The 23,408-nt window shown below is 70.1% G+C and carries 20 protein-coding genes; 12 read left to right on the forward strand and 8 right to left on the reverse strand.

All coding sequences use genetic code 11. The features are described from left to right. Positions 1 to 48 precede the first annotated feature (48 nt). A complete protein-coding gene (locus FB561_RS02050; protein WP_145802429.1) occupies positions 49 to 1,320 on the forward strand; it encodes a M48 family metalloprotease in 1,272 nt (423 codons plus the stop codon). A gap of 7 nt (positions 1,321 to 1,327) precedes the next feature. On the opposite strand, the gene FB561_RS02055 is transcribed toward FB561_RS02050, so the two are convergent. Beyond that, entirely contained in the window at positions 1,328 to 2,296 is a 969-nt protein-coding gene (locus FB561_RS02055) for a glycerophosphodiester phosphodiesterase family protein (RefSeq protein ID WP_145802431.1), read from the reverse strand. A gap of 166 nt (positions 2,297 to 2,462) precedes the next feature. On the opposite strand from FB561_RS02055, the gene FB561_RS02060 reads away from it, so the two are divergent. From FB561_RS02060 to FB561_RS02070, 3 genes are all read left to right on the forward strand, one after another. Beyond that, positions 2,463 to 4,184 (forward strand): ABC transporter ATP-binding protein, encoded by a 1,722-nt coding sequence (locus tag FB561_RS02060; protein ID WP_145802433.1) that lies wholly within the window; start codon positions 2,463 to 2,465, stop codon positions 4,182 to 4,184. Continuing rightward, positions 4,181 to 5,917, forward strand: coding sequence for an ABC transporter ATP-binding protein (locus FB561_RS02065; RefSeq protein ID WP_145802435.1), 1,737 nt, complete (start codon positions 4,181 to 4,183; stop codon positions 5,915 to 5,917). The genes FB561_RS02060 and FB561_RS02065 overlap by 4 nt, the downstream gene beginning before the upstream one ends. Positions 5,918 to 6,374: 457 nt before the next feature. Beyond that, positions 6,375 to 7,547: an IS30 family transposase gene (locus FB561_RS02070; protein ID WP_420371353.1), complete on the forward strand. Its 1,173-nt coding sequence runs from the start codon at positions 6,375 to 6,377 to the stop codon at positions 7,545 to 7,547. A gap of 40 nt (positions 7,548 to 7,587) precedes the next feature. Here FB561_RS02070 and FB561_RS02075 read toward each other — a convergent pair whose 3' ends face one another. From FB561_RS02075 to FB561_RS02085, 3 genes are all read right to left on the reverse strand, one after another. Further along, entirely contained in the window at positions 7,588 to 8,154 is a 567-nt protein-coding gene (locus FB561_RS02075; protein ID WP_145802437.1) for a 23S rRNA (adenine(2058)-N(6))-methyltransferase Erm(C), read from the reverse strand. A gap of 84 nt (positions 8,155 to 8,238) precedes the next feature. Then, positions 8,239 to 9,234, reverse strand: a complete 996-nt coding sequence (locus FB561_RS02080) for a CapA family protein (RefSeq protein WP_238334612.1) — start codon at positions 9,232 to 9,234, stop codon at positions 8,239 to 8,241. A gap of 436 nt (positions 9,235 to 9,670) precedes the next feature. Continuing rightward, positions 9,671 to 9,958 (reverse strand): helix-turn-helix domain-containing protein, encoded by a 288-nt coding sequence (locus FB561_RS02085; RefSeq protein ID WP_145802441.1) that lies wholly within the window; start codon positions 9,956 to 9,958, stop codon positions 9,671 to 9,673. Between the two features lie 53 nt (positions 9,959 to 10,011). Between FB561_RS02085 and map the strand changes: the two genes are divergently transcribed. Continuing rightward, positions 10,012 to 10,779: a type I methionyl aminopeptidase gene (gene map, locus FB561_RS02090; protein ID WP_145802443.1), complete on the forward strand. Its 768-nt coding sequence runs from the start codon at positions 10,012 to 10,014 to the stop codon at positions 10,777 to 10,779. A gap of 117 nt (positions 10,780 to 10,896) precedes the next feature. On the opposite strand, the gene FB561_RS02095 is transcribed toward map, so the two are convergent. Beyond that, on the reverse strand, positions 10,897 to 12,186 hold the full coding sequence (locus FB561_RS02095; RefSeq protein ID WP_145802445.1) for an Rv2578c family radical SAM protein: 1,290 nt from the start codon (positions 12,184 to 12,186) through the stop codon (positions 10,897 to 10,899). Between the two features lie 279 nt (positions 12,187 to 12,465). On the opposite strand from FB561_RS02095, the gene FB561_RS02100 reads away from it, so the two are divergent. Continuing rightward, positions 12,466 to 13,170, forward strand: coding sequence for a DUF4386 family protein (locus tag FB561_RS02100; RefSeq protein ID WP_202880522.1), 705 nt, complete (start codon positions 12,466 to 12,468; stop codon positions 13,168 to 13,170). 97 nt (positions 13,171 to 13,267) lie between these two features. On the opposite strand, the gene FB561_RS02105 is transcribed toward FB561_RS02100, so the two are convergent. Both FB561_RS02105 and FB561_RS02110 read right to left on the reverse strand, forming a co-directional pair. Further along, the gene (locus FB561_RS02105) at positions 13,268 to 13,846 is read right to left on the reverse strand and encodes a histidine phosphatase family protein (protein ID WP_145802449.1); all 579 of its coding nucleotides are present in this window, start codon (positions 13,844 to 13,846) and stop codon (positions 13,268 to 13,270) included. Between the two features lie 131 nt (positions 13,847 to 13,977). Then, complete coding sequence (locus FB561_RS02110) at positions 13,978 to 14,820, reverse strand: SDR family oxidoreductase (protein WP_145802451.1); 843 nt, start codon at positions 14,818 to 14,820, stop codon at positions 13,978 to 13,980. Positions 14,821 to 14,911: 91 nt separating this feature from the next. Between FB561_RS02110 and FB561_RS02115 the strand changes: the two genes are divergently transcribed. Further along, complete coding sequence (locus FB561_RS02115) at positions 14,912 to 15,817, forward strand: TetR/AcrR family transcriptional regulator (RefSeq protein ID WP_145802454.1); 906 nt, start codon at positions 14,912 to 14,914, stop codon at positions 15,815 to 15,817. Positions 15,818 to 16,003: 186 nt separating this feature from the next. After that, positions 16,004 to 16,402, forward strand: coding sequence for a hypothetical protein (locus FB561_RS02120; RefSeq protein WP_145802455.1), 399 nt, complete (start codon positions 16,004 to 16,006; stop codon positions 16,400 to 16,402). Positions 16,403 to 16,460: 58 nt separating this feature from the next. On the opposite strand, the gene FB561_RS02125 is transcribed toward FB561_RS02120, so the two are convergent. After that, entirely contained in the window at positions 16,461 to 17,465 is a 1,005-nt protein-coding gene (locus tag FB561_RS02125) for an ArsR/SmtB family transcription factor (RefSeq protein ID WP_145802457.1), read from the reverse strand. 178 nt (positions 17,466 to 17,643) lie between these two features. Between FB561_RS02125 and FB561_RS02130 the strand changes: the two genes are divergently transcribed. From FB561_RS02130 to FB561_RS02145, 4 genes are all read left to right on the forward strand, one after another. Further along, positions 17,644 to 19,407: an HSP90 family protein gene (locus FB561_RS02130; RefSeq protein ID WP_145802459.1), complete on the forward strand. Its 1,764-nt coding sequence runs from the start codon at positions 17,644 to 17,646 to the stop codon at positions 19,405 to 19,407. Further along, positions 19,404 to 22,049, forward strand: coding sequence for an ATP-binding protein (locus FB561_RS02135; protein WP_145802461.1), 2,646 nt, complete (start codon positions 19,404 to 19,406; stop codon positions 22,047 to 22,049). Before FB561_RS02130 ends, FB561_RS02135 begins: the two co-directional genes overlap by 4 nt. 144 nt (positions 22,050 to 22,193) lie before the next feature. Further along, complete coding sequence (locus FB561_RS02140; RefSeq protein ID WP_145802463.1) at positions 22,194 to 22,775, forward strand: SigE family RNA polymerase sigma factor; 582 nt, start codon at positions 22,194 to 22,196, stop codon at positions 22,773 to 22,775. After that, on the forward strand, positions 22,775 to 23,407 hold the full coding sequence (locus tag FB561_RS02145) for a hypothetical protein (protein ID WP_145802464.1): 633 nt from the start codon (positions 22,775 to 22,777) through the stop codon (positions 23,405 to 23,407). The genes FB561_RS02140 and FB561_RS02145 overlap by 1 nt, the downstream gene beginning before the upstream one ends. Position 23,408: the final 1 nt, after the last annotated feature.

Below are 23,408 nucleotides of genomic sequence, written 5' to 3' on the forward strand. Positions count from 1 at the left end.
GAGCTCACGACGGAAGACGAAATCCGGGATCGCTGTCACACTGCTCGCGTGCAGACCGACAGTGGGGTGGTCCAGTGCCCCGAGTGCTCGCTGCGGATCAGGGTTGATCCCGGCTATGTGACCTGGTGCGACCAGTGTGGATGGAACGTCGATCCGGGCCCGGCCGACCGTCCGTTGCCGGCGTGGCGGACGAAGCTGGAACACCGGCTCGCCGACACGCTGTACCGCGAACTCGAACAGGGCGCGGTCCATCGCCCGGGCTGGGATCTGGCCCGCGTCACCGCCCTCGTACTCTCCGCCCTGCTGCTCGTCCTGCCGGTGACCGGATTGCTCGCCGGCGTCGGACTGATCGTGTTCTACCGGCCGTTCTGGCTCAGCATTCCGCTGGCGCTCATCGCCTTCGCCATCGCGGCCGCCTTCCGGCCTCGCGCGCAGTACCTGCCGCCGGACTCGCCCCTGGTCCTGCGCGACGAGGCACCCGGGTTGTTCGCACTGCTCGACGAGATCGCCGCCGCCCTCGGGACCCAGCGAATCGCGGCCGTCGCCGTGGACACCGAGCCGAACGTCTGGTTCGCCCGGATCGGCTGGCGCTTCCGCCCGGTGGTCGGGATCGGCCTGCCGCTGTGGGTGACGCTCGGCCCGCAGGAGCGTGTCGCGGTGCTCGCCCACGAACTCGGGCACGGCAAGAACGGGGACGCGCGGCACGGCTGGGTGACCGAGGCGGCACGGTCGATCCTCGACCAGCTGCACCGGGCGTTCAGCAACCAGGAGTACGACGAGTACCGGCTGGATGTGGCGTACGCGGTGGGTGCGGACACCACGCAGGGCCACCTGACCCGGGTGATCAACAGCATTCTCGGTCCGCTCGTCCGCGGGTACACGTGGCTGCTGGACCGGACCGACCTGCGCAGCGGCCAGCGGGCGGAGTACCTGGCCGACCGTAAGTCCGGTGAGGTGGCCGGGTCGGAAGCGGCCGCGGCTGCGTTGGAGCGGTCGTTGCTCGCCGACGCGGCGTACCGCGCGCTGGAGCGGGCGCTGCGCTTCGAGCAGGACGTACCGCCGTTGGAGGCCGTGCGGCGCTCGGTCAGCGGCGTGCCGCGGCGGGAGATCGAGCGGCGGCTCCGGGTCAGCGAGCTGCGGGAGACGCGGACGGATGCCACGCACCCGCCCACGAACCTGCGGACCAAGCTGATCCGGACCCGGCCGTCGACCAGCGCCCGTGTCGTTCTCGGGATCGACGCCAACCGCGTGATCGACCGCGAACTCGCCCCGGCCGCCGACGCCGCCCTCAAGGAGCTCCGCGCCGAGCTGCCCCGCTGAAACGCCCTCAGACCCCGAGGGCGGACTTGCGGGCCACAGCGGCGACGGCGATGTCCGGCTGGTCGGCGAAGATGCCCTCGATGCCGAGGGCGGTGAAGTGATCGAGCTCGGCGGCCAGGTCGAGGCCGGCCGGGAGGAAGAGGCGTTCGGCGCGGAAGGTCCACACCTGAACCGCCAGACCGGCGCGATGGGCCTGCTCGACCAGGCCGGTCGGGGTCCCGAGGGAGCCGTCGGCCCGACGCGGGATCACCAGGTCCTTGTGCGGCGCGAGCACCTGGGCGTACGTCGAGATCTCGCGCAGTCCGGCCGGTTCGATCAGGTCGGCGAAGGTCCGGCCGTCACCGGTGCGGAGGAAGTCGTTCGGCGCGCTCTCCGCGTCGATCAGCTGGACCAGCGGGACGTCGGTGAGGACGGCGAGCCGGCGCAGGCTGGTCGGCTCGAAGGACTGCACCATCACCTCGTCCGGACCGGCGCCGAGGACGGCGAGCCGGTCGGCCAGCAGTTCCTCCAACGGCAGCCCCACCCGGCGGAAGTACGCCGGATGCTTGATCTCGGGGATCACCCCGATCGGCCGGCCGAGGCGCACCGACTCCTGCCGGGCCAGCAGCAGCACGTCGTCGAAGGTGGGGATCGTCTCCCGCCCGTCGTACGCCGTGTTGGCCGCGCGCAGGTGCGGCATCCGCTCCCGGGCCCGCAACGTACACAGCTCCGGGTAGGTGAAGTCCTCGACGAACCAGCCGGTGACGGCGGTCCCGTCGATGATCTTGGTGATCCGCCGGTCCGCGAACACCGGGTGGTCGGCGACGTCGGTGGTGCCGGAGATCTCGTTCTCGTGCCGGGCGACCAGGACGCCGTCGAGCGTGGCGACCAGGTCCGGTTCCAGGTAGTCGGCCCCGAGGGCCGCGGCCAGGCGGTACGCCGCCGGCGTGTGTTCCGGGCGGTACCCGCTCGCTCCCCGATGCGCGATGACCAGCATGGATCCAGGACAGGCGGTCCAGGTGGCGGCCCGGGAACCCGTTGCCCAACGCAAGGTGAAGCTCTCCTGAGGGGAACGCACGGCGGAGGTCACCTGATCGGTCCGCCCCCGGCGGCAGATAAATCGCATGCGGTCTGTCGGTGCCGAGACCTAGCCTGAAAAGGTTATGAAGAAGCTCCCGCTCGCCGATCCCGGCACTCCGGATCACCGCTCCGCCGCGCGCTACCTGCTCTGGGTGGCCCGCGGCCAGAAGGCCACGCTCCTCGGCGGGATGACGTTCGGCATCCTGTGGATGGGCGCGCAGGCGTTCATCCCGGCGATCCTCGGCCGCGCGATCGACGACGGGATCGCCGCCCGCGACAGCGAGCAACTGCTGCGCTGGACCGCCGTACTGTTCGCCGTCGGCGTCCTGCAGGCGCTGGCCGGGATCATGCGACACCGGTTCGCGGTGTCGAACTGGCTGAGCGGCGCGTACCGCACGGTCCAGGTGGTCACCCGGAAGTCGGCCGATCTCGGCGCCACCCTGCCGAAGAACCTGGCCACCGGCGAGGTGGTCAGCATCGGCGCGAGCGACCTGGCCTACATCGGCAACATCCTGGAGATCTCGGCCCGGTTCACCGGCGCCGTGGTCGCGTTCGTGGTGGTCGCCGTGATCCTGCTGTCGTCGTCGACGACGCTCGGCCTGGTCGTGCTGATCGGCGTACCGCTGATGCTGTTCGCGCTCGGCCCGATGCTGCGGCCGCTGCACCGGCGTCAGTCCGCCCAGCGTGACGCGGTCGGCGAGCTGAACTCGCTCGGCTCCGACATCGTCGCCGGTCTGCGGGTCCTGCGCGGTATCGGTGGTGAGGAGTCCTTCTCCCGCCGGTACCGCAGCGAGTCGCAGGAGGTCCGCGGCGCGGGCGTCAAGGTGGCGCGGATCCAGTCCGTGCTGGACGCGGCGCAGGTCTTCCTGCCCGGCATCTTCGTGGTCACCGTGGTCGGCCTCGGCGCGCACTTCGCGGTCCGCGGCCAGCTCAGCGCCGGCAGTCTGGTCGCCTTCTACGGGTACGCCACCTTCCTGGTGCTGCCGCTGCGGACCGCGACCGAGATGGCGAACCAGCTGATGCGCGCCCTGGTCGCGTCCCGCCGCATCATCCGGGTGCTCGAGCTGACCCCGGACGTGGTGGACCCGGCCGAGCCGGTCCGGCTGCCCGACCGCGGTGACCTGGTCGACCCGGTCTCCGGGATCCGCGCCCGCGACGGCCTGCTGACCGCGGTCGTCTCGGCCGAGCCCGACCGCGCCGCCGTCCTCGCCGACCTGCTCGGCCGGTACGACGACGCCAGCGAGGTCCGGTACGGCGGGGTCACCCTCGCCAGCGCGACCCGGGCCGACGTCCGGGACCGCATCCTGGTCAGCGACACGGGCGCACAGCTGTTCACCGGCGTCCTGCGGGACGAGCTGGACCCGGACGGCCGCCGGACCGACGACGAGCTGATGGCGGCGATCCGGACCGCGTCGGCCGAGGACGTGCTGGTCGCGCTGGCCGACGGGCTCGACTCCGACGTGGAGGAGAAGGGCCGCTCGTTCTCGGGGGGCCAGCGGCAGCGGCTGATGCTGGTCCGCGCGCTGCTGCGGGACCCGTCGGTCCTGGTGCTGGTGGAGCCGACGTCGGCGGTGGACGCGCACACCGAGGCACGGATCGCCGACCGGCTGAAGGAGCACCGGGTGGGCCGCAGCACGATCGTGCTCACGTCGAGCCCGTTGCTGCTCGACCGGGTGGACGAGGTGGTGTTCGTGGCCGACGGGCATGTCGTTGCCAGTGGCAAGCACCGTGAACTGTTGGAGACCGAGGCGCGGTACCGCCGGACCGTGACCAGGCAGACCGAGGAAGAGGAGGTGCCGGCGTGAAGCAGATCCTGCCGGTGGCGGACTCCGCCGAGGTCCGCCGGCACGCCCGGCGCCTGGCCCGGCGGCATCCCCGCGCGCTGCTGATCGCGCTCGGCCTGCACGCCCTCGCCGCGGTGACCGGCCTGGCCGCGCCCCGGTTGATCGGCGAGCTGGTCGAGAAGGTGCAGGACGGCACCACGGTGAGCGCGGTGAACCAGGTGATCGCGGTGATCGCCGTGTTCGTCGTGGCGCAGTCGCTGCTCACTCGCTGGGCGCGGTACCGGTCCTTCGCCCTCGGCGAGCAGGTGCTGGCCGAGTTGCGCGAGGACTTCGTCGACAACGCGCTCGCGCTGCCGATCGGGACCGTCGAGCGAGCCGGGACAGGCGACCTGCTCTCCCGGACCTCGCGGGACGTGGACGCGCTGTCCCGGACCGTGCGGTTCGCGGTGCCGGAGACGATCGTCGCGTTCGTGACCGTGCTGTTCACGGTATGCGCGACGCTGCTCGTCGGTGTCTGGGTGATGCTCCCGCTGCTCGCGTTGGTGCCGGTGCTGGTCCTCAGTACGCGGTGGTACCTGCGCCGCGCGAAGGACGGGTACCTGCGCGAGAACGCGGCGTACGCGCAGATGACGAGCTCGCTCGCCGAGACCGTCGAGGGCGCGCGCACCGTGGAGTCGCTGCGCCGGTACGACGATCGCGTCCGCCGGACCGACCGCGACATCCGCGGTTCGTACCAGGCCGAGCGGTACACGCTCTTCCTGCGGACCGTGTGGTTCCCGGTGGTCGAGGTCGGGTACCTCGTGCCCGTCGTCGGCACGCTGCTGTTCGGCGGCTGGCTGCACATCAACGGGCACGTCACTTTGGGCGCGGTCACGGCCGCGGTGCTCTACGTCAACCAGCTGATCGACCCGGTGGACCGGCTGATCTCGTGGATGGACGAGCTGCAGGTCGGCGGCGCGGCGCTGGCCCGGTTGCTCGGCATCACCGACGTACCGGACGACCGGACCCCGTCGGGCCAGACGCCGACCGGTGAGCTGGTCGAGGCCAAGGATGTGCGGTTCTCGTACGTCGACGGGCGCGACGTACTGCACGGCGTGGACCTGACCGTCCAGCCGGGTGAGCGGATCGCAATGGTCGGTCCGTCGGGCGCCGGCAAGTCGACGCTGGGCCGGCTGGTCGCGGGGATCCACCCGCCACGGACCGGTTCGATCAGCGTCGGTGGCGTCGAGATGACCGAGTTGCCACTGGACGAGTTGCGCAAGCAGGTCGCCCTGGTGACTCAGGAGCACCACGTCTTCGTCGGGACGCTGCGGGACAACCTGTCGATGGCAGCACCGGCCGCGTCGGACACCGAGCTGCTGGCGGCGTTGGACGCCGTCGACGCTCGCGACTGGGCCGAGGCGCTACCGGACGGCCTGGACACCCGGGTCGGATCAGGGCAGCTCGCGCTGACCCCGGCCCAGGCGCAGCAGCTCGCCCTGGCCCGGTTGGTGCTGGCCGATCCGCACACCCTGGTCCTGGACGAGGCGACCTCGCTGATCGACCCGCGCGCAGCTCGGCACATGGAGCGCTCGCTGGCCGCCGTCCTGGAGGGCCGCACCGTGATCGCGATCGCGCACCGGCTGTACACCGCGCACGACGCGGACCGGGTCGCCGTCGTCGAGGACGGCCGGATCAGCGAGCTCGGCAGCCACGACGAACTGGTGGCGCGCCAGGGTTCGTACGCCGCCCTGTGGAACTCCTGGCACGGCTGAGCCCGGAAGTTGCCCGGCTGAGGCCGGCCCGTGGAAAGCCCGAAGGGCCCCGCTGCTGGCGGGTTCACGTGGTCGTCGCAACACCTCGATTTGAGGAGTTGCGGCGGCCATGTCGTTTTCGGAGGATCTTGAGCGTCACGGTGATGCTTTGGTGCGGATGGTTGATGCGGGGGTCGCGGTAGCGGCGGCGTGTGACGCGCTGGGAATCAAGCGGGGTCGTGGTTACGAGATCTTGCGAGCACGTGGTGGTGGGTCTGGCCGACGAACGGTCATCACCGACGCGGTGCGGGGGCAGGTGATCGCGGTGTTCGGCGAGTCCGCGAGCATCAACCGTGCTGCGATCGCCTGCGGGGTGAGTCATGGCACTGCCCGGCGGATCCTGGTCGCGGCCGGGCTGGTGCCCGCGGTGACGGCTGTGAGGGGCAAAGTGCAGGCGAGGGCGCGGTTCACCGGGTTGATCGAGTCGGGATGGTCGATCACGCGCGCGGCCCGGGAGGTGGGCGTGAACCGGCGCACCGGGCTGGATTGGTGTCGCGGAGTCCGCAAGGTGAACAACACGCGGATCCATCCCGGCGGGCGGGTCGTGGACTCCGGCGCCGCTGCCCGGTATCTGACTTCCATGACCGGACCAGCTGAGGTTGTGATCAGTGACCGTTACCTGTGCCTGGATGAACGGCTGGCGATTGCCGACGGGTTGATCAACAAGCTCACCCTCACCGCGATCGCGGCCGGCATCGGTAAGAACAAGTCCACGGTCTCTCGTGAGGTCCGTGCACACAGCATCGAAGGGCTTTACCTGCCGTACCAGGCCCACCGTGACGCTGCGGCGGCCCGGGCCCGGCCCAAGGCCTCGAAGCTGGTTACCGACGCCGCGCTGCGTGACCGGGTCGAGCTGGGCCTGGAACGGAAGTTGTCACCGGAGCAGATCTCGAACAGGCTCGTCAAAGACTTCCCCGATGACGAGAGCATGCGCGTGAGCCACGAAACGATCTACCAAGCGCTGTACTTCCAGGCCCGCGGCGGCCTCAAACGCGAAGTCCAGACCGCGCTGCGCACCGGCCGGACCCGCCGCCAACCCCAACGACAGCCCGGGCAACGCCGGCACCGGTTCGTCGACGAGATGATCATGATCTCCGAACGGCCGGCCGAGGCCGAGGACCGCGCGGTCCCCGGCCACTGGGAAGGCGACCTGATCATGGGCGAGAACAACCAGTCCGCGATCGCGACCCTGGTCGAACGCGCCACCCGCTACACGATGCTGGTCCACCTGCCCGGCGGCCACGACGCCGAACAGGTCCGTGACGGCCTCATCGCGACGATGCAGACCCTGCCCGAACACCTGCGCGGCTCGCTGACCTGGGACCAGGGCAGCGAGATGGCCCGCCACAAGCAGTTCACCATCGCCACCGACATCGCCGTCTACTTCTGTGACCCACACTCACCCTGGCAGCGCGGCACCAACGAAAACACCAACGGACTGCTCCGCCAGTACTTCCCCAAAGGCACCGACCTGTCCGTCCACGGACCCGCAGACCTCGAACACGTCGCCCAAGAACTCAACGCCCGACCACGCAAAACGCTCGACTGGGACACCCCAGCCGAGCGCTTGCGTGATCTACTCACCACCTAGAAACCAAGGCGGTGTTGCAACGACCCCTTGAAACTGCCGCTCACCTCTGAGCGGCGGGGCCCTTCCGGATCCTCTCGATGCGTAGTACGGCTGAATCGACCTGAGGGGGTGGGGTGAAAGCCTTACGGGGAAGGCGAATTCCGAGCGAAGTGTCGTAGTACCGGCTCCAGCGCGCCGCACCGGGCGCGCGGCCGTCGACCCACCGGTTCACCACTTGCCGTTGCAGGACAAGGTCCGCCGTCACCAGGCGCGAACCAGGTGACAGCAACCTCTTCAGCAACGGGGTGGAGATTCCGTACGGCGGGCTGGAGATCACCCGGAACGGCCGGGCCGGCAAGCGCAGATCAGCGGCATCGACCCGGACCACCGTCACCGGCGCATCCGAGAACCGCCGACGCAACCGGTCGGCCCGACCAGGGTGGAGCTCCACGGCGACCACCTGAGCCCCGGCCCGGACCAACGGCGCGGTCAGCGCACCGTTGCCGGCCCCGATGTCGAGGACGAGTTCACCGGGAACGACCCCGGCCGCGTCCACGACCCGTTGAGCCCAACGACTATCGAGCGGATGCCATCCCCAGGCACCCCTCGCCTGCCCGGAGCCGGGCACGACGGACCATCACGAAGTACGTAATCATGGCGACGACCCTAGGGCCCCGGACAGCTTGCCAGCAAAGGGTTTTCGAGTCGCTGGTCAGAGTGGTTTCGCGACGGTGGTCAGTGAGGTGACCGTCTCGGTCGTCCGTCGTTGCGCCAGCTCCAACCGCTGCTTCAGCGGACCTGGGAGCCCAGGTCGCCGGAGCTCCCGTCCGACGTCGAGCACTCGCACCGGCAGCGTGTCCGTCACCAACAACGGCGCGTACTCCACGTCGGCCCGCCACCGCCCACCCTGCCGGCGGAACGTGAACCGCACCAGCAACCCCTCCGCCTTGCGGCTCGCCGGCTCCCGATGCGCGGCCACCAGATTGCCGAGCCCGTACGCGACCCACTTGCCGTTGAGCTGCTGCAGCGGCTGCACCACGTGCGCGTGATGACCGATCACCAGGTCGATGTTGCTATCAGCAAGCAACTTCGCCGCGACGGAGCGCTGTTGACCGTTGACCCGGGTCGAGTACTCGTCACCCCAGTGGCAACTCACCACGACGATCTCCGCGCCGAGCCCGCGCGCCTTCTTCGCCATCGCGCCGATTCTGGCGACGTCGAGCTTCCCCGCCCGCCAGGTCTGCCCGCCCGGAGACGGCCTCCCGTTGAACCCGTACGTGTAACTGAGGAACGCGACCTTGATGCCTCGGACCGCGACGATCAACGGCCGCTCGGCCTCGTCCGGCGTCCGCGCGGTCCCCGTGTGCTTCAGACCGGCCGCATCCAGGGTTCGCAGGGTCCGATCGATGCCGGCAGCCCCTTTGTCGTAGCTGTGGTTGCTGGCCGTCGAGCAGACGTCGTACCCGGTCTGCCGCAGCGCCGGCGCGATCTGCGGAGGCCCCTGGAACAACGGATATCCGGAGTACGGCGTCCCCAGTGGTGTCTCCAGATGACAGAGACTCACGTCGGCCGCCTGCACCAGCGGTTTCACGCCACTCAGCAACGGTGCGAAGTCCCAGCGACCAGCTGAACCGTCACGGCGAGCGGTCGTCCACAAGCGCTCGTGCAGCAGGACGTCCCCGGTCGCCACCAGGCTGATCTGATCCACCTTTGGCGTCTCCGGCGTCACCGACCCGTGCGGCGCGGACCCACCGCGGCCGGACGACGGCCCCGGCACATCGGCACAGCCGGTCATCAGCAGCCCGGCCAGAACCCCGGCTGCCAGAACCCCGCGCCACCGCCGCAAACCATCCATATGCCCGAGCCCCCGGAGCCCGTCCACCCGAACGGATCACCAGGAAGACGCCCCGCCCCCGCGGAAAGTTGCCCCCGTGGGCCAAGCCCCACCACCCACGGTACGCCCGGCACTCCGCCGGGAATCCAGAGCTGCTCGCAGGATCCGTCAGCCCTGTCGGCCGGCACCGCGGTCAGGTGCTCGCCGTCAGCTGGGTCGCCGTCAAGTGGGTCGCCGTCAGTTGGGTCGCCGTCGGCTGGGGTGCCCCGTGCCGTCGATCGCGGACTGGTCGACGACCGACGCAACTCGATCAGGCGATGAGTCCGCCGCCGGCTGCCTTCTCCTCGGGGACCAGCTCGCCCTCGCAGCCCTGGACGAGCGCGTCCAGCGAGAGGTCCAGCGTCGCCGCGACAGCCGCGACGGTGAACAGGGCCGGCGTCGGGATCCGCCCGGTCTCGATCTTGCGCAGCGTGTCCACCGAGACACCACAGGCGGCGGCGACCTCGACCATGCTGCGTTCGCCCCGCGCCTCGCGGAGCAGCCGGCCGAGCTGCCGACCGCGTTCACGGTCCCAGCTGGAAAGTGGAGGTCGCACCATGAGCGTGATTATAGTACCGGTATAACTATCCCGTGAAGCTGAGGAAGAAGCAGATGGTTGAGCTCAAGACGCCGACGGAGATCGAGCAGATGCACGCCGCCGGCCAGGTGGTCGCGGCAGCGCTCACCGCCGTCAAGAAACAGGCCGCGGTCGGCGTCACCCTCCGCGACCTGGACGAGGTCGCCCGGGACGTCCTCCGCGCCGCCGGCGCCACCTCGCTCTTCGAGGGATACCAGCCCGGATTCGCCGGCAGCCCGTTCAGCGGAGTCATCTGCACGTCGGTCAACGACGCCGTCCTGCACGGCCTTCCCGGCGACTACCGCCTCGCGGACGGCGACCTGCTCAACGTCGACTGTGGCGCCTCCGTCGACGGCTGGTGCGCCGACTCGGCCACCAGCTTCGTCGTCGGCACCCCCGCCCCCGAAGACCTCGAACTCATCGCCAACACCGAACGCGCCCTGGAGGCCGGTATTGCCGCCGCCGTCCCCGGTAACCGCCTCGGCGACATCGGCGCCGCGATCGGCGAGGTCGGCCGCGCCGCGGGCCTCGGCACCAACCTCGACTTCGGCGGCCACGGCATCGGCCGCCGCATGCACGAGGACCCGCACGTTCCCAACGGCGGCCCCGCCGGCCGAGGTCTCAAACTCCGGCCCGGCCATGTCCTCGCCATCGAACCCTGGTTCTGGCTCGGCCAGACCACCACGTACGTCATCGACGACGACGGCTGGACCCTCCGCTCCAGCGACGGCACCCGAGGAGCCCACGCCGAACACACCGTCGCCGTCACCCCCACCGGCCCCAAAGTCCTCACCCTCCGCTAACCGCAGACCGGCATCGGCATCGGCGTCAGCTGATGAGGGTTCAGGCAACGCGGGTGATCCAGGCAAGCAGCCGGTACCGCTTCGCCCTGAGGCGGAGCCGCATGACTCGGGTGTTGCTCAGAAGAGGGTTTGCTGGTCGGGGTCGGGGACGACGGGTGGTACGCGGGCGGGGCCGTGGGTGCGTGGTTGCCTTGAGGTTGACTGGCTCGGGTGGGGCCTCCGTTCGCCCGGCGAGGTTGGGTGTGAGCGTGGCGGGTCTAGTGGCGTGTCCGTCCATCGCACCGGGGTGTCCGGCGAGCGCTCATACCGCCTGCCGGAGTGCCCTGGTCCGCGGAAGCGGGCCGCTGGATCCGGCTCGCCCCAGCCTGATGCGGAGCCCGGACCCGAGGCTTCGACCACGCCCCGGGTCGCGCGGATGCCCGACGTACCGGCCGATCCGGAGCCGGCCCGATGGCGGGACTCCTTGCCGAAACCGTGGTGGTCGAGCAGGGGTTTCACCTTGCCCTCGAAGGCGCGGCGGTAGCTCGGCGACGCATTGGGGCCGTGCGAGTACAGCGCTTCGTACCGCTTGACCAGGTCCGGCCGCTCCCCCGCCAGCCACTGCATGAACCACTCCTTCACCCCTGGCCGGAGATGGAGCACCAACGTGGTGACCCCGGTGGCACCGGCCGCCGCGAGCTCGCCGAACAGGTGGTCGAGCTGATCCGCCGAATCCGTCAGCCACGGCAGCACCGGCGCAACCATCACCCCACAAGGCAATCCCGCCTCGCGCACAGCCCGGATCAGCTCCAGCCGCCCGCGCACGGACGGCACGCCTGGCTCGACGGCCCGGCGCAGTTCCTCGTCCGCGAGCGCGAGGGAGACGCCGATCCCGACCGGCACCTGCTCCGCCGCGGCCCGCAGAAGGGCCAGGTCGCGGCGGAGCAGAGTCCCCTTGGTCAGGATCGACAACGGCGTCCCGGAACCGGCCAGCGCCTCGATGATCCCCGGCATCAACCGGTACCGCCCCTCGGCCCGCTGGTACGGATCCGTATTGGTGCCGAGGGCAACTTGCTCACCGCGCCACGACGGCTTGGCGAGCTCGCGGCGCAGTACCTCGGCGACGTTCGTCTTCACCACGATCTGCTGATCGAAGTCGCGGCCCTGGTCGAGCTCGAGATACCGATGGCTCGGCCGGGCGAAGCAGTACCGGCAGGCGTGGGTGCAGCCACGGTACGGGTTGACCGTCCAGCTGAACGGCATCCCCGACCCCGGCACCGAGTTCAGCGCGGAGCGGGCGAGCACCTCGTGGAACGTGACGCCCTGGAACTCCGGCGTGGTCACGCTCCGCACCAGGCCCGCGATCGATCCGAGCCCCGGCAACGTCCCCGGGGTCTCGGCGTCGATTTGCTGCCTTGCCCATCTCATGCAGTACAGTCGAACACATGTTCGCCCAGCTTTCAAACCGACAGGAAGACCTGTGGATGTGTCAGGACACGGGTGACACTCGATCTCTCAAGACATCGGTGACACTCATGGCCAACCAAGGCATCTGCTCGGCCTGACCCGGACGCGCTCGCTCAGCGGCAGATGAGTGCGTTTCCCGAGTCAGCGTTCAGTAGCGCCACAGCAGCGCCAGGGTGGGCCAGGGCGTAGATCGGGTGATCCCCGTTGATGATTGCGGCCACACAAGCGCATGCTGTGGCCGTGAACAAGGTTTCGCTGACGGCGCCGACCCCGGCGTTCGGGGAGCGGGTCGTGGGCGCGGCGGCGATCGCGCTGGTAGCGTCGTTGGTCATCCAGAATGCGGTGCTGGTCCGGGCCGGAGCGCCCGGCTTCGGCGACCCGATCGAGAAGGTGCTCGCTTTCCACGCGGAGAACCGCGGCGCGGTCGCGATCGCGGTCGGCTCAGAGGCGCTGAACCTGCCGCTGCTGCTCGTGTTCGTGACCGGTTTCCACGGGCTGGTCGGGCGTCGCGGGGGTGCGGGCGCCGACTGGTCGCGTCTCGCGGTGGCCGCGGGCGCGACTCTCGCGGCGGTCTTCGCGCTCTACGCGGTTCTGTGGAACGGAGTCGTATTGTCCGCCGGCGAGCTCGCCGAGCCGAGCCCGCTGTTCAAGCTCGTCTGGCAGCTGCATGCAGGAGCACTCGCTCTGGCGCTGCCGGCGCTCGGCACCACCTTCATCGGCGCTGCGCTGGCGGCGCATGCGAGTCGGCTGGCGGCGCCGTGGCAGCGTGTGCTCGGCGTGGCCGGGGGAGGCCTGCTGATCGCCGCCGGGGTGGCCAACCTCGCGATCGCTGACGGATCGCCGATCCTGTTCGTGGGGCTACTCGGCTACGCCGCCTGGCTCGTGTGGCTCCTGGTGACCGGGGTACGGCTGGTTCTGATGGCCAGGAAGGTCGGCGCCGCCTAGGAACCGATCCCGCCACGTCCTGAGACATGACACGACAGGAAGACCTGGCATGGCGGTCGTCGATATCACCGGCAGGTTCGGGGTCGGTGGACCGGACTCAGAAGGCCGGCCCGTTGTCACTGATGCCGTCAGCACCTAGCACGATCCGACGCCCGCTCGCATTTGCCACCGAGGCGGTCGTGCCTGTTCGAGTGGCGGCCCCCAGTACGCGGAAAATTCCGGCGTGAGCCACCACAAGAACCACAGAGGCGAGGCCGGCAGCGGCTTGCAATCCTCGCAGCACACGATCGGCGAAGGTGTCGAATCCCTCGCTGTCGCCGGGAAGATCGGTTGACATTCCGCCTCTCCAGGCTGCCAATGCACCCGGAAACGTGTCCTCGATCTCCCCGGCTGTGAGTCCCGTCAGCGTTCTACTCCACCGTTCGCGCAGGTCCGGCAGTTCGGCTGGTGGAGCAAGCCCAAGAGCATCCGAAACGATGAGGCCGGTCTGTCGTGCCCGACTCAAGTCGGATGTTGCCACGGCACCGACTCCCGCACCGCGACATTGGTGAGCCAGTTCGGATGCCTGCTTCCTGCCCAGATCAGTCAGTGGCGGATCAGCCTGACCAGCCCATCGTCGATCACTGTTCCAGGTCGACTCCCCATGACGAACCACGATGATTTCACCAAAGGTCATCGGGGCATCCTCGCACCGATCCCGGTCAGCATGGCGCCCGCCAGATGCCCTACGTCAGTTCCGCATCAGCAATGGCCAACCCCGCGCGGCCGCACCCCAAACCCCATAACCGTCACCCATGCCCTGAGACATCACACCGACTGGAAGGCCTCCGCATTCGCGGCGGCCCACTGGCGGTACGTCTTGCCCGGGCGACCCGTCAGCTCCTCGACCGTGGCCTCCGGCGTCATCGAGTACTCCGCCATCATCCGGAAGCCGTCGACCAGCCACTCGGCGGACTCCTCGCCCATCGCGGGCGCCCAGGCGGCGACCGCTTCGGCGTGCGAGAGCTCCTCGAACCGCAACTCCCGCCCGATCGCCTCGCCGATGATCCGCACCTCCTCCGGCTGCGTGAGCGCCTCCGGCCCGCTCATCGTGAGCTTCCGCCCGGTGTAGCTCTCGTCCAGCAGGACCACGCGCGCCACGGCCGCGATATCGCCGAGGTCGATCGGCGTCTGCACCGCCTTGGCGTACGGACCGCGCACCACGCCCTCCGCCTTGATCGACGGCGCCCAGTCGAGCGTGTTGTTCATGAACTGGCCGGGCCGCAGATGCACCCACTCGAAGCCGGCGTCCTCGATCCCCCGCTCGACCTTGTAGTAGTGCCAGCCCGAGGGATCGCCCTGCGCCTCGTACTCGGCCGGCTCGCCCGACAGCACCACCACGCGACGCACACCCGCCTTGGTCGCGCACTCGATGAAGTCGTCCACGAACGCCGGCAGCGGCGCGAGGTAGACGGTGTCGATCCCTTCCAACGCGTCGGGCAGCGTCGACGGACGCCCGAGGTAGCCCCGCGCGACCTCGACCCCGGTGGGCAGCACAGCCCTCGCCGGATTGTTGGTGAGCGCCCGCACACCCTCCACGCCTGCCGTCAGCAGCTCGTCCACGACCAACCGGCCCACACTGCCGGTCGCACCCGTCACCAGGATGGTCATTCCCCACTCCTTCACCTCGGAAGCAATTTCCGTAGGGTATACGAGAATTGCCCTCATACGCCTATGCGAGGATGCGGCGACGGGAGGACGGATGACGGTTCAGCACAGCGGCGGCGGCCAGGCCGACCGCACGCTCGCCCTGCTCTGGCGCAACCACAGCCCAGCTCCGGCCACCGATCAGCCGGTCCCCGATCCGCAGGCCTCCGATGCGCAGGCCTCCGATCCGCGATCTCGCCGAGCGCGAGGTGGACGCGGTAGGCCCCCGTCAGCAGCCGTTGGCGGCGAGGCAGGTGCGAAGCGGGTACGAGGGCGGCGCCCGACGCTGACGGTGGACGCCGTGATCGAGCAGGCGCTCGCTCTCGCGGACGAGCGCGGGTTGCCGGCAGCGTCGATGGGCGGGGTGGCGAAGGCGCTCGGCGTCGGCACGATGACGCTCTACACCTACGTGCCGTCGAAGGAGGAGCTCCTGGACCTGATGGTCGACCAGGTGCTGCTCGAGCGCGAGCTCCCAGGACCCGGCGATCCGCGTCCGGCCGACTGGCGTGAGCAGGTCGAGCTGTACTCCGACCAGACGCGCGCGATGTTCCGCCGCCACCCGTGGCTGGCACATGTCTCCACGATCCGCCCGCCGGTGGGACCAGGGATGCTCGCCGGCCGGGAGTACCTGTTGTCCGCCATGGTCGCGCTCGGCCTTCCCCCGGCCCGGGCGAACCTGGCCGCGCTCGCGGTCACGACGTACATCGACTCGGCTGCGGGCCAGGAGGCCGAGAGCGACCTGGTCGAGCACCAGACGGGCCAGAGCAACGATGCCTGGTGGCACGATCGCGGCGATCTCTGGGAGACGTACTTCGACGTCGACCGCTACCCGACGATGACGGCGGTGTGGAACGCGGAAGAGGGCGGCATGGCGTACGGCGGCAGCATCCGCGAGGTGTCCGCCGATTCCTACCAGTTCGGGTTGGCGCATCTTCTCGACGGCATCCGGTCCACCGTCTGACCGACGATGTTGCGAGCCGTGGGCAACTACCGGGCGCGCGGCCAGGCCTTTCGGGTGAGGGCGAAAGGGATGCGGGTGGTTCGGGGTGGGCCGAAAGGCGGGCACGGGGGCGGGGCTCGGGGCCGAAGGTGGAGACATCGCAACGAGGTGTCCCAGTTCGGGGGTGCCGCTGATCAAGGGGAGATCATGCGTAAGACGATGAAGATTGCCGCCGGAATGGCCATGGCGGGTGGCGCGTTGGCGGCCTCGGTGGGCGCCGGAGCGCCGGCTGCACAGGCCGCGGAGACCGGTGGGACGAGCGCGCAGGGCGGGACGTACGCGGGATGCCCGTACGGCGCGGTCTGTGTGTATCCGAACGGCAGCTGGAACGGCGGGCGTCCGTCGCACGTGTACTACAGCTACGGTGCGCACAACCTGAGCAACCAGTTCGGGACGCACCGGGTGTTCAACAACCAGTACGGCGGGGCGAAGGCGTACATCTGCTTGGAGTACGGCGGCAAGAACTGCCCGACGTACCTCGCGCAGTACCACTACGTCGACAAGAACCTCACCCCGATCAACTCGCTGAAGCTGACCAAGTCCTGACCTCTCCACACCCGCAGCGGCATCACGGTAACCACCGTGGTGCCGCTTCGGCGTTGGGTCAGTGCTCGCCGGTGAGGACCTTGGTGCCTACTGGGCTGATGGTGTGGCGGACCGCGTTGCCTACTCGGTAGGTGGTGACGAGGCCGGTTCGGTGCAGGACGCGGGCGTGTTCGCTGGCCGAGGCGAGCGAGATCCCTGTCCTGCTGGCGAGTTCGCTGGTCGAACAGGCACCGGCCGAGATACTGCGCAGGACCAGCGCCCGCGTTCGGCCGATCAGATCCGCCACCGCACCGGCGTGATCGGTACCCCGACCCACCGCCCGACGATCCGGGTCCACGTGGACGACAGCCGATGCGTCATGCCGCACCGGGTACACGAGTACCGGCGGGAGTTGCGGGTCGAAGAGCATGATCGGGTAGCGCCAGCAGAAGTACGACGGGATCAGGCGCAGCCCGCGACCGCAGAGATAGAGATCGCGATCCACGTGCGGCAGGTCGACCGTCAACAGCGGGGCCTGCCAGCGCACGGCTTCGGGCATGATCGAGACCAGGTTCTCGAAACCGTTCGTGGCCACGGCTTCGCTCTGCTGCTCGATCTCGCGGATCACGGCGGTACCGATCTTCGGCATCTGCGGCGCGATCTTCGTCCGGTGGAAATGCCGCAGCCCGTGGATCAGCCGCTCCATCACCGCGGGATCGCCAGCTGCGAGGCGGCGCGTCCAGCGCGGGAGGCGGACCGACTCCGCCAGCTTCCGCAACTCGGCCGTCAGCCGATCGGGCGAGGTCGACCGGATCTCGGCCAGCCCCGCCTCGAGTCCTTCGGCCGCACCGGCCGGGGTGAGGAAATCGGGGGTGTAGCCGACGGGTGGAGCGAGCACCAGCAGGTCACGTTCGACCGCGGTCAGCCGGGCCCTGGTCCGTTCGCGCCAGGCGCCGAACACCGTCGGGCCGTCATCGGTCTGCAGCATGTTGAGGCCGAGTACGACCTCCCACAACGGATCCGGCTCCTGCGCGATCGTCGTCCTGGCGAGATCCGCGCAGCCGAAATGGACCCGGTACACCATCAGATCGCCCTCCCCCGAGGCGGCGGTTCACGCAGCGCTCCCCCAGCGCGACCGCACATCGCGTACGAACCACTGGTTCCACCCTAAGCACGCAACGGGGTCACCCGAGCGAGCCCCCGGATGCCGTAGCGTGTGCGAGGCCGTTCGGGGGCGCGAAGGGTGAGAGAGGGCTGGGGCAGTGAGTACCGAGAACTTCCAGGTGGATCTGCAGGGCATCGTCGACCTGCTGAGTCACCACCTGTACAGCAGTCCGCGGGTGTATCTGCGCGAACTCCTGCAGAACGCCGTCGACGCGATCACCGCCCGGCGGGCGGCGGATCCGGCGGCGCCCGGGCGGATCGCAATCCAGGTGGACGACCGGCGGCTGAGCATCGCCGACACCGGCGTCGGCCTCGAACCGGACCAGGTTCGCGAACTGCTGGCCACGATCGGCCGCTCCTCCAAGCGGGACGAGATCGGCTTCGCCCGCACCGAGTTCCTCGGCCAGTTCGGCATCGGGCTGCTGTCCGCGTTCATGGTCGCCGACCAGATCGACGTGATCACCCAGCCGGCCACCAGCGGCGCGACGCAGTGGATCGGTACCGCGGACGGCCGGTACAGCACGACCGAGGCGCCACCGCGGGACGAGATCGGTACGACGGTCACGCTTCTCGCGAGGCGCGGCGCCGAGCAGTGGTTCAAGCAGGCGACCGTGGTCGAGCTGGTCCGGTTGTTCGGCGCCCTGCTGCCGCTCGAGATCACGGTGAACGGCGAGCGGGTGACCGACGGCAAGGCGCCGTGGGAGGGCGACAGCCGCGCCGACCTGGTCGGGTACGCGCAGGACCACCTCGGGTTCACCCCGTTCGACGTGATCCCGCTGAACAACCCGGCGGCCGGGCTGACCGGGGTCGCGTTCGTCCTGCCGTTCGCGGCGAACCCGGCCGAGCGGGCCACGCACCGCGTGTACCTGAAGCGGATGCTGCTCGCCGAGGGCGTCGAAGGCTTGTTGCCGGACTGGGCGTTCTTCGTCCGCGCGGTGATCGACACGTCCGAGCTGCGGCCGACGGCGAGCCGCGAGGCGCTTTTCGACGACGGGCACCTGGAGGCGACCCGGGAGGCGCTCGGTGCGCAGTTGCGCGGCTGGCTGGTCCGGCTCGGCAGTACCGATCCGCAGAAGCTGGACAAGTTCCTCTCGATCCACCAGCTCGGTGTGAAGGCGCTCGCGCTGCACGACGACGAGATGCTCGAGCTGGTGTACCGCTGGCTGCGGTTCGAGACCAACCACGGCCGGATGACCGCGGCGGAGTTGCGGGAGCGCGGCAACGAGATCCGGTACGTCGCGACGATCGAGGAGTTCCGCCAGCTCGCCGCAGTCGCCGCGGCGCAACAGCTGACCGTGGTGAACGGCGGCTACACCTACGACGCCGAGCTGCTCGAGCGGTTGCCCGAGGTGGTCGACGGAATCGTCACCAGCCGGTTCGACCCGACCGAGTTGAGCACCAGCTTCGACAGCCTCGACCCGCGGACCGAGCTCGACCTGCGCGCGTTCGTCCGGACCGCGCAGGAGACGCTGGACCAGGTCGGCTGCGAGGTCGTGGTCCGCGCGTTCGACCCCGCGAGCCTGCCCGCGATGTACCTGGTCGACCGCTCGGCCCGGTTCGCCACCGAGCTCCGCGCGACCCGCGACCGCGCCGACGCGCTCTGGTCCGAGGTCCTCGGTGCCCTGGATACCCACGACGACAGCCGCCCCCAACTCGTCCTGAACCACCGCAGCCCCCTGGTCCGCCGGATCGCCGCGCTCGGTGATCCCGAACTGGTGAAGCTTGCCGTGGAAGGCCTGTACGGGCACGCGCTGATGCTCGGCTATCACCCGATCAGTCCCGCGGACTCCGCCCTGGTGAACCGCTCGTTCCTCGGTCTGCTCGACCAGGCCGTTCCTACTCCGGAGGACCCGACGCGATGACCGACGACCTGGTGGACCGGCTCCACCGAGCGCAGAGCACGCCGTACGGCAAGGCGAAGTCGGCCCTCTTGGAGGACGTGGTCCGCCGGGCCGACGCGGCCGAGGAGGCGGACATCGCGTTCTTCTCCCGGCTCGCCCTGGTCACGGCGTACGTGATGGGCGGCGAACCGCGGAAGTCGCTGGTACCGTTCGCGCGCTGCGTGGCGGACTGGGACGCGGACCCGGAAAAGTACCAGGAGCACTCGCACATGTTCCACTGGTGCTTCAAGTTCGCACCGAACACGCTGACGAAGTTCCCCGAGGTCCCGCTGGACCGGGCGTACGCCGTCCTCGACGACATGGAGCGGCGCTGGCGGCAGAGCGGGCACAGCCTGCACGCCGTCCACCAGCACCAGTGGCAGGTCGCCGCGCACATCGGCGACAAGGAGACCGCGGCGGAGCAGTTCCGGCTGTGGTCCACCGCGCCGCGGGACGACCTGTCGGACTGCATCGGCTGTGACCCGACGCAGAAGGTGAACCACCTGACCGCGACGGGTCGGACGGCGGACGCGGTGGCGCTCTCGGTGGGTGTCCTGGACGGGCAACTCACCTGCAACGAACAACCGCAGCAGATGCTGACCGCGTTGCTCCCCGCCTACGTTGCCGAGGGCATGTACGCCGAGGCGGTCGACGCGCACCGCCGCGGGTACCGGATCCTCCGGGGTCAGCCGGGCGAGCTGGGTACGTACGCCGACCACATCCGCTTCTGCGCCCGGACCGGGAACGAGACCCGCGCGATCGAGCTGGTCGAGCGGCACCTCGGCGAGTTGGCCGAGCCGCCGAGCCCGTTCGCCGCAATGGAGTTCGCGGCGGCCGCCTCGCTCGCACTGAGCAAGGTCGACGTACTGATCCGTCGTCCGCAGGCCGAGGACGTTCCCGCCAAGCAGCTGGCCGAGGAGCTCGCGCAGCAGGCACTGGAGCTCGCCGCACAGTTCGACGAGCGCAACGGGACCACGCACCAGGGCGACGAGGTCCGCAAGCTGCTCACCGCCGAGCCGTGGATCGAGTACCTCCCGCTGTCGGAGACCGCGCGCCGGGCGGAAGCGCGCAAGCAGGTCCGACCGGCCCCGAAGCCGACCCCGGATCCGTTGCCCGAAGCAACCGGTCGCGGGTGGCTCGACCGGGCCGAGGAAGCCTGGCAGACGGATCGGCGGAGCGAGGCGATCGCGTCCTGGAGCGCCTTCGAGCAAGAGGTCCCGGAGAGCGAGCGGACCACCCTCGACCGGGCTCGCCTGCTCGACGGCCAGGGCCTGGCGGCGTGGCAGCAGCCCGAGGTCGCGCTGGAGGCCTGGGGCGAGGCGATCACGCTCTACACCGAGCTCGGCGACGAGCTCCGGGTCCTCCGCGACCGCGGCCGGATCGCCCGGATGCTGTGCGAGCTGGGCCGGGTCGAGGAAGGCGTCGCGACCGGCGAGGAGCCCCTGCGCCGGCTGGTGACCGAGGACGAACCGCGCCGGCGCGGCGGGTGGCAGTACACGCTGGCGATGGTGCTCGCTCAGTCCGGCCGGACGGACGAGGCGCTGCAGGAAGTGATCTCGTTGCGCGCCAACCCGGCGACCGAGGGCGACCTGCGGACCGGTGCGGCCGCCCTGCAGTGCAACCTGCTGTTCCAGCAGGATCGGCTGGAGGAGGCGGAGGCCGCGGCGACCGACGCGCTCGCGACGGACGATCCGCAGGCGCTCACGTTCGCGTACCGGCAGCGTGGGATGACCCGTTTCGCCCAGGACCGCCCGGCCGACGCGGTCGGTGACTTCGAGGAGGCCGTGGCGCTGGCGATCGGGCAGCCCGGATTCGAGGTCCACGTCGCGATCTGCCGGCTCGAGCTCGCCAAGTCGTATCTGTTCACCGGCCGCGCGCTGGAGGCGGCCGAGACGGCGGAGGAGGCGCTCGATGTCCTGCGGGATCCCGAGCTCGGCGGCCTGGTCGTGGAGGTACGCGGCGTGCTCGTCGACGCGTACCGCGCGGTCGGCGACCTGGACGCCGCGCTGACCCAGGTCCGCGCCCTGCTCGCCGACGCACCCGCCGACGCGCATCCGCACTGGCTCGGGCTGACCCGGCAGGACGAGGGCTCGCTGCTCGAACGCCTCGACCGGGACGAGGAGGCGGTCGACTCCTTCCTGGCCGCCGCCGAGTACTTCCAGGCCGCCGAACTCCCGATCGACCACGTCCAGGCCCTGCGCCTGGCGGGTCAGTCGGCCCGGTACTCGGGCAACTTCGACCTGGTCCGCGACTTGGCCGGCCGCGCCGTACCGGTCCTCGACGCGCTGCCGTCGGCGGAGCAGCCGGTGCTCTTCCAGCGGGCCGGGATCCATTGGGACCTGGCGCTCCTGGCTCTCCAGCAAGGCGACACGGCCACCGCCGTCGCCGAAGCCGGGCAGGCCGTCGAGCCCTACGAGCGCGGCGGCTTCGAGGACCAGGCCCTGAACGCCCGCCTCCTCATCGCCGAACACGGCAGCACCGACGCCGAGCCGCTCCGGGAGATCTTCACCTCGCTCCCGACCGGCCACGACCAGTACCTCCGGGCCGGCTGGCTCCTGGTCGACCGCCTCCGCCAGCTCGGCCGACCGGCCGAAGCCGACACCTTGGCGGAAAAGCTCAGCTGACGGGCGGACCCCCACCACTCACCAAAGTCCCGGACCAGGACCCAGCGGCGACCACGCACGCCTGAGCACCGGACGAACGCCGGGTTTGGTGAGTAGTGGACGTCCGGATGCAACCTTTGCGGGCTCGGCTGCCTCTAGCCGGGTATGAGGGTTGATGCGGATGCCGAAGCCGTCGCCGTGCTCCAGCCCGCGATCCGCCCGCCGGAGGCACCGGCAGCCGACCCGCGGTGTGACTTCGAGTCGTACGTGTCCACCCGGTACGGCGCGCTGCTCGGCCTCGGCTACCTGCTGACCCAGGACCGGGCGCTCGCCGAGGACCTGGTGCAGACGGCGCTGATCCGGTGCTGGTCGTCGTGGCACCGGGTCAGGTCGGAGGATCCGCACGCGTACGTCCGCCGGGTGATGGTGAACGCGCACACCGAGTGGTGGCGCCGCCGGCGCGGCCGGACCGAGGTACCGAGCGAGGATCCGCTGGCCGAGGCGCCGCGGCCGGAGTACGTCAGCGGGCTCGTCGGGCTGGTCGAGCACGCCGACCTGATCCAGGCGTTGCGCCGGCTGCCGCGACGGATGTGCGCGGCGGTCGTGCTGCGCTACTTCGAGGACCTGACCGAGGCCGAGACCGCCGAGGTGATGGGCTGCTCGGTGGGCACGGTGAAGAGCCAGACCCACCGGGCGCTGACCAGGCTGCGCGCCGAGCTCGGCTCGCTCGACGCCGAGGAGGCGTGATGACCCCGACCGAACTGCGCACCCTGCTGAAGGACGCCGGCCGCCCCGTCGAACCGGGCTTCGACCCGGTCCCACTGATCCGCGGCCGAGCCCGCCGGCGCCGACGCCGCCGGACGGTGGCCGCCGCTGTCACCGCGGGAGCGCTGGCCGTCTCCGCAGCAGTTGCTGTTGGCACCTTTCAGCAGCACCTCGGCGAGCGTGAACCGACGGTCGCGGCGCCGGTCGATCCGCCCCGGACCCGCATCGCCCTGGACGAAGATTTGAACACCTTGCCGACCGTGGTCGACGGCCGGCGGCTGGTGCAGGATCCTCAGCCGAAGTTCGTCACCAGCGAGTCGGGCGCGACGCAGTACCTGGTCGCCACCCAGCCGGGTGACCTGCTGCGCCTGCGGTATGTCTGCCCCACTCGAACACCGCAGGACCCGATGGCGTTGTCCGTCTTCTGGGAGAGTGCGCCGGCGTCGACTCTCGTCGTCTACACGCCTCTGCGGCTTCCGAGCCAGGCGCTGTGCCTCGACAAGGTGACCGTGGTCGAGAGCACGCTCGGTGCCCAGCTCCCGACCGCTCTCGTGGTGAAGCCGGATCCGTCCGAGCACGGCCAGTTCAATCTGGACATCGCCGTCTACCGGTGAG

This window comes from Kribbella amoyensis, assembly GCF_007828865.1.
Lineage (GTDB): Bacteria > Actinomycetota > Actinomycetes > Propionibacteriales > Kribbellaceae > Kribbella > Kribbella amoyensis.

Bases quoted from the DNA above. Each gene is read 5' to 3' on its own strand.
- FB561_RS02120 (WP_145802455.1), top strand. From the start codon at position 16,004: ATGCGTAAGACGATGAAGATTGCCGCCGGAATGGCCATGGCGGGTGGC.
- FB561_RS02085 (WP_145802441.1), bottom strand. From the start codon at position 9,958: ATGGTGCGACCTCCACTTTCCAGCTGGGACCGTGAACGCGGTCGGCAG.
- FB561_RS02055 (WP_145802431.1), bottom strand. From the start codon at position 2,296: ATGCTGGTCATCGCGCATCGGGGAGCGAGCGGGTACCGCCCGGAACAC.
- FB561_RS02105 (WP_145802449.1), bottom strand. From the start codon at position 13,846: ATGACCTTTGGTGAAATCATCGTGGTTCGTCATGGGGAGTCGACCTGG.
- FB561_RS02125 (WP_145802457.1), bottom strand. From the start codon at position 17,465: ATGGTGTACCGGGTCCATTTCGGCTGCGCGGATCTCGCCAGGACGACG.
- FB561_RS02060 (WP_145802433.1), top strand. From the start codon at position 2,463: ATGAAGAAGCTCCCGCTCGCCGATCCCGGCACTCCGGATCACCGCTCC.
- FB561_RS02145 (WP_145802464.1), top strand. From the start codon at position 22,775: ATGACCCCGACCGAACTGCGCACCCTGCTGAAGGACGCCGGCCGCCCC.
- FB561_RS02095 (WP_145802445.1), bottom strand. From the start codon at position 12,186: ATGAGATGGGCAAGGCAGCAAATCGACGCCGAGACCCCGGGGACGTTG.
- map (WP_145802443.1), top strand. From the start codon at position 10,012: ATGGTTGAGCTCAAGACGCCGACGGAGATCGAGCAGATGCACGCCGCC.
- FB561_RS02110 (WP_145802451.1), bottom strand. From the start codon at position 14,820: ATGACCATCCTGGTGACGGGTGCGACCGGCAGTGTGGGCCGGTTGGTC.
- FB561_RS02140 (WP_145802463.1), top strand. From the start codon at position 22,194: ATGAGGGTTGATGCGGATGCCGAAGCCGTCGCCGTGCTCCAGCCCGCG.
- FB561_RS02135 (WP_145802461.1), top strand. From the start codon at position 19,404: ATGACCGACGACCTGGTGGACCGGCTCCACCGAGCGCAGAGCACGCCG.
- FB561_RS02115 (WP_145802454.1), top strand. From the start codon at position 14,912: ATGACGGTTCAGCACAGCGGCGGCGGCCAGGCCGACCGCACGCTCGCC.